The sequence below is a fragment of the Halorubrum sp. SD612 genome (assembly GCF_002135005.1).
Window position 1 is genome coordinate 1 of record NZ_NEWI01000176.1, and the last position, 4,543, is coordinate 4,543.

The following is a 4,543-nucleotide window of genomic DNA, read 5'->3' on the forward strand; positions in this document are numbered from 1 at the left end:
GAGGCCGCCCGACGAGGCTGGGGAGGCGTGAGGCGCTGTGCGGTCGCGGTCGGGCGGGACTCGAAGGGGCAGCCGCGAGGGCGAAGCACGGCGACGGTAGCACCGCAGGAGCGAGTGGAACGAGCGACGAGGAGCGCACCGAGCCGCGCGAGTCCTCGCGGCTGGGGCTTCGGTGGTGTTCGTGGCCAGTCTGACTTATAAATGACAGAGTTCGATCTCGCGACAAAATCGAATCCGGACCGCACACCGGTTCCGGAACCTCACCACCGCGAGGAGGGTGGCAGTCGGAAGAGCGCGATTAACCGACCGAGCGCGTGCACCAAGGCGTACAGGAACGCCGACGAAGGCTCCGCGACGAGGAGCGCGAGGTACGTCCCGAACGTGGCGGCGCCGCCGACCGCTCGGAACCAGACCCTCTGACTCACGGCTCGAAGCCGGTCCCACCGAAACGTGAGGACCGCCACCCCGCCGCCGAGAAACATCCCGGCGATGACGGCGATGAACACGAGCGGTCCCGGAGACCGGAGCGAAGCGATGACGGCCGAGGTAGGTTCGAACCCGCCCAAGACAACGGTGAGAAACGCGAAGACGAGCAGCGCAGCGCCGAGCTGGAAGAGATCCGCGGCCCGCGCGTCGACGGCACTCCCCGACGGGGCGGCGTCCGGATCGAACAGCCGGCCTGACAGCCCGAATCCGGCCAGTCCGAACAGGGCGACCGGCGCGCCAAGCGCCCCTGCGTTCGGACCGCTGACCAACAGCCCGACACCGAGCGGGATGAGGGCGAAGGACAGCCACCGGCCGAGTTCGACTCGATCCACACGTGGAACTCGCGCCGTCCGAACAAAAGCGTGGTCACCATGACGACTGTCCCGCCGGCGCTTATAAACTCGCGACCCGATACCTCATATATGAACGGAGACGCCACGGTCGTCGGCGGCGGACTGGCGGGGCTGGTCGCGGCGACGCGGCTGGCCGAGGCGGGCGCGGACGTGACGCTGTACGAGCGACGGCCCGAGGTCGGCGGGCGCGTGCGGACGGAGACGGTGGACGGCTTCACGCTCGACCGCGGGTTCCAAGTCCTCTTCTCCAGCTATCCCGCGGTCAAACGCGAAATCGGCCCCGACGGGCTCGACGACCTCGACATGCGGACGTTCGCGCCCGGGGCGACTATCTGCCGACCGGGCTCGCGGTCGACGCTCGGGGACCCGCTCCGCGATCCGCTCTCGGCGATTCCCTCCCTCCTGAACGACGAAGTCTCCTTCTCGGACAAGCTCCGGACGCTCGCGCTCCGGTACGACCTCTCGAACCGCGACGAGGACGAGTTCTTCGCCGGGCCGGACGCGCCGATCCGCGAGTACCTCCGCGACTGGGGGTTCGCCGACGACTACGTCGAGAACTTCGTGGAGCCGTTCTACGGCGGGATCACCCTCGACCGCACCCTCTCGACCTCGAAGCACGTCTTCGAGTACACGTTCCGCGCGATGGGCCGCGGCTCCATCGGCGTCCCCGCCGACGGGATGGCCGCGCTGCCCGCCGCGCTCGCGGGCCGCGCCCGGGCGGCCGGGGTCGAGATACGGACCGGCGAGGACGTGGGGGCGGTCCGAATCGCGGGACAGGGGCGAATTCCGTTCCGGACCGGCTCCGCCGACGCCGGCGGCGCCACGGTCGAGCTCGCGGACGGCTCGACCCGCGAGACGGACGCGGTCGTCGTCGCGGCCTCCCCGCCCGAGGCCCGGCGGCTCACCGGCGTCGAGTCGGTCCCCACGGAGGGCGTGCCGAACGTCACCGGCTGGTACGCGCTCCCGGCGGGCGAGTCGTTCGAGACGGGGGGACGGATCCTGCTCAACGCCGCGAGCGAGTCCCCGAACGCCGTGGTCCCGATGTCGGAGGTCGCCCCCGAGTACGCCCCCGACGACCGGGCGCTGCTGGCGGCGACGTTCCTCGGCGAGACGGCGCTGGAGCGCGACGCCGACGCCCTCCGCGGCGACGTGCGCGAGGCCCTCGACGCGTGGTTCCCCGACCGCGATTTCTCCGGCCTGGAGACCCTCGACGTCCACCGGATCCGGTTCGCGCAGTTCGCGCAGCCGCCGGGCGTCCACGCCGACCTCCCCGGCGTCGACGACCCCGAGGGGCCGGTGACGCTCGCCGGCGACTACACCGAGTGGTCCTCCATTCAGGGCGCACTGGAGAGCGGACGGAAGGCGGCAGAGGCGGCGACCGAGCACCTGTAGCGACCCCGGCCGCACCGCGCCGGGCGCGTCTCACGGTAGTGCGCCGGACCGCCCTCCCCGGACGAACCCGTAACCGACGAGCGCCGTGAGGGCGGCCACCCCCACGGTGATCTCCCTCGCGTACCGGAACCCGATCCCGAACAGGAGGAGCGCGTTCGTCGCCAAGAGGAGGAGGACCGCGTCGAGGCGGGTTCGGAGGGCGTCGTCGTCCATGCGGGCAGGCCCGGCGGCGGGCCAATAGGCTTACTGGTCGCCGGACCGCTGACGGCGGACGCTCGCGACCGACGCTACTCCTCTCGCAGAAACTCGTCCTCGCCGTGCTCCTCGACGGCCGCGAGCAGTTCGTCGCGCTGGCGGCGGACCTCGGGCGGGAGCTCGGCGTACGCGTCCTCGAACATGTCGCTCGGCTCGGCTTCGACGGACTCGGCGAAGTCGATCGCGTCGGCGACGACGTCGTCGGCCTCGTCGCGGATCGCCGCGACGCCCTCGTCGTCGATCCGCCCGGTCTCGCGGAGGAACGCCTCCATCCGGTCGAGCGGGTCGAGCGCGCGCCACGGGTCCACGTCGTCGGGGTCGCGGTATGCGGTCGGGTCGTCGGCGGTCGTGTGCGCGCCGAACCGGTACTCGACGAACTCGACGAGGACGGGGCGGGGGTCATCGGTGTCGGTCTCAGAATCGGTACCACGCGCGCGCTCCGCCGCTTCCCGCGTGACCGCGTAGCTCGCGAGCGGGTCCATCCCGTCGACGCGGACGCCGTCGAAGCCGTAGGCGCTGGCCTTCTGGGCGAACGTCGCGCTCGCGGTCTGTCGCTCCCTCGGAATCGAGATGGCCCAGCCGTTGTTGTGACAGCAGAATATCGTCGGCGTGTCGAAGACGCCCGCGAAGTTCATCGCCTCGTGGAAGTCGCCCTCGCTCGTCGCGCCGTCGCCGAAGTGACAGGCGACGACGCGGTCCTCGTCGCGGTGATCGAACGCCCACGCGGCGCCGACCGCGTGCGGGAGGTGCGCCGCGATCCCGATGTTGAGGGGAAAGACGTTGCCGTCGGCGATCGCCTCGGTCCCGGACTCGTGGCCCATCCAGTACGGGAGGTACTCGCCGAGGAGGTCGCGGACGACGACCGCGCCGTGCTCGCGGTACTGGTAGCTGATCAGGTCGTCGTCCGCGAGCGCGTGCGTCGAGCCGACCGCCGACCCCTCCTGGCCCGCGCAGGGCGCGTACGTCCCGATCCGCCCCTGTCGCTGGAGGCTCACCGCGCGCTCGTCGAACCGGCGCGTGACGACCAGATCGCGGTAGATCGCGCGGAACTCGTCGTCCGACAGGTCCGGGACCGTCGCGTCCGGCAGCGGGGCGCCGTCCGGCCCGAGGACGCGGTAGACCTCCTCGTCGGCGAGGGGGTCGCTCCCGGAGTCGGTATCGACTGCGGAGTCGGTATCGCTCGCGGAGTCAGCGACGGCATCGGCGTCGGCGCCGTCAGCGCCGTTTTCCTTCATGGGCGATCGGTGTGAGCCGCGGTCACAAGGAGTTAGCGGTCGCGGTGGCGTCGGCCGGCGGTCGACGCCGCCGGCGGGCGTAGGTGAACGGGAGACCGATCAAGGTCCCCGCGACGGCGACCGCGCCGAAGACGAACCCGACGAGCAGCGGCACGGGCCCGGCCGTCAGCATCTCGACGCTCCAGACGGACGCGAACCGAGCGGTCCAGAATCCGCCGGTGATCAGCGCGGTACAGAGTCCGAACGCGGCGCCGCGGACGTACGTGACCGACCCGCCCCGCTCGACGAGCGCCCACCAGACCGCCGTTCCCGCGGCGAGCGCCGGCGTCGCGAGTATCGGGATCGCGAGCGCGGCCGGGAGGCCGATCACCTCCGCGAGAACGCCGAGGACGGTCGAGAGCAGCGAGGTCGTGAGGGCGGCGCAGGCGAACGCGTAGACGCCGGCGTAAAGGGACCAGCGCCGGGACGCCCGCGCTCCGGTTCGGGACGCGCGTGGCCCGGCCCGGGGCGTGTCTGAACTGTCCATGCGTCGACATCACCCACGCCGGGGAAAGCTCTTCCCGTGGGTGAGACGGGGGTTTGTCCCTTCTCAGGGGGTTATCACGGCGCGCCCGTCGATCTCGCGGTGTTCGAGCTTCTCGGCGACCGTGTTGATCTCGCCGAGGTCGTAGCGGCTGGTGTGGAGGTCGACGTCGCCCTGCTCGACGAGCGCGACGAGCTCCTGCAGCTCGGCGTACCGCCCGACGATGTTGCCGACGAAGGAGAACTCGCCGTTCACCAGCGCCTGCGACGGCTCGTGGACGTGCCCGCCGTAGCCGATGA

General features: G+C 71.5%; 5 protein-coding genes and 1 pseudogene. 1 reads left to right on the top strand and 5 read right to left on the bottom strand.

Translation table 11 applies throughout. The features are described from left to right. Nucleotides 1-260: 260 nt before the first annotated feature. Nucleotides 261-818, bottom strand: coding sequence for a hypothetical protein (locus tag B9G38_RS14355; protein WP_086220823.1), 558 nt, complete (start codon nucleotides 816-818; stop codon nucleotides 261-263). 90 nt (nucleotides 819-908) lie between these two features. Here B9G38_RS14355 and B9G38_RS14360 point away from each other — a divergent pair, with 90 nt between their 5' ends. After that, nucleotides 909-2,231, top strand: coding sequence for an NAD(P)/FAD-dependent oxidoreductase (locus B9G38_RS14360; protein WP_086220824.1), 1,323 nt, complete (start codon nucleotides 909-911; stop codon nucleotides 2,229-2,231). Between the two features lie 30 nt (nucleotides 2,232-2,261). Here the strand turns inward: B9G38_RS14360 and B9G38_RS14365 are convergent, their stop codons facing one another. From B9G38_RS14365 to B9G38_RS14380, 4 genes and pseudogenes are all read right to left on the bottom strand, one after another. After that, nucleotides 2,262-2,444 carry a hypothetical protein gene (locus tag B9G38_RS14365; protein ID WP_086220825.1) on the bottom strand — a complete coding sequence of 61 codons (183 nt, stop codon included), beginning with the start codon at nucleotides 2,442-2,444 and terminating at the stop codon, nucleotides 2,262-2,264. Between the two features lie 74 nt (nucleotides 2,445-2,518). Continuing rightward, nucleotides 2,519-3,721: a thiamine pyrophosphate-dependent dehydrogenase E1 component subunit alpha gene (locus B9G38_RS14370; RefSeq protein WP_086220826.1), complete on the bottom strand. Its 1,203-nt coding sequence runs from the start codon at nucleotides 3,719-3,721 to the stop codon at nucleotides 2,519-2,521. Nucleotides 3,722-3,743: 22 nt separating this feature from the next. Continuing rightward, on the bottom strand, nucleotides 3,744-4,247 hold the full coding sequence (locus B9G38_RS14375; RefSeq protein WP_086220827.1) for a hypothetical protein: 504 nt from the start codon (nucleotides 4,245-4,247) through the stop codon (nucleotides 3,744-3,746). A 63-nt stretch (nucleotides 4,248-4,310) separates the two neighbouring features. After that, a pseudogene (locus B9G38_RS14380) lies at nucleotides 4,311-4,543 on the bottom strand (NAD(P)-dependent alcohol dehydrogenase); the annotation flags it as partial.

Bases quoted from the DNA above. Each gene is read 5' to 3' on its own strand.
- B9G38_RS14365 (WP_086220825.1), bottom strand. From the start codon at position 2,444: ATGGACGACGACGCCCTCCGAACCCGCCTCGACGCGGTCCTCCTCCTC.
- B9G38_RS14370 (WP_086220826.1), bottom strand. From the start codon at position 3,721: ATGAAGGAAAACGGCGCTGACGGCGCCGACGCCGATGCCGTCGCTGAC.
- B9G38_RS14360 (WP_086220824.1), top strand. From the start codon at position 909: ATGAACGGAGACGCCACGGTCGTCGGCGGCGGACTGGCGGGGCTGGTC.
- B9G38_RS14375 (WP_086220827.1), bottom strand. From the start codon at position 4,247: ATGGACAGTTCAGACACGCCCCGGGCCGGGCCACGCGCGTCCCGAACC.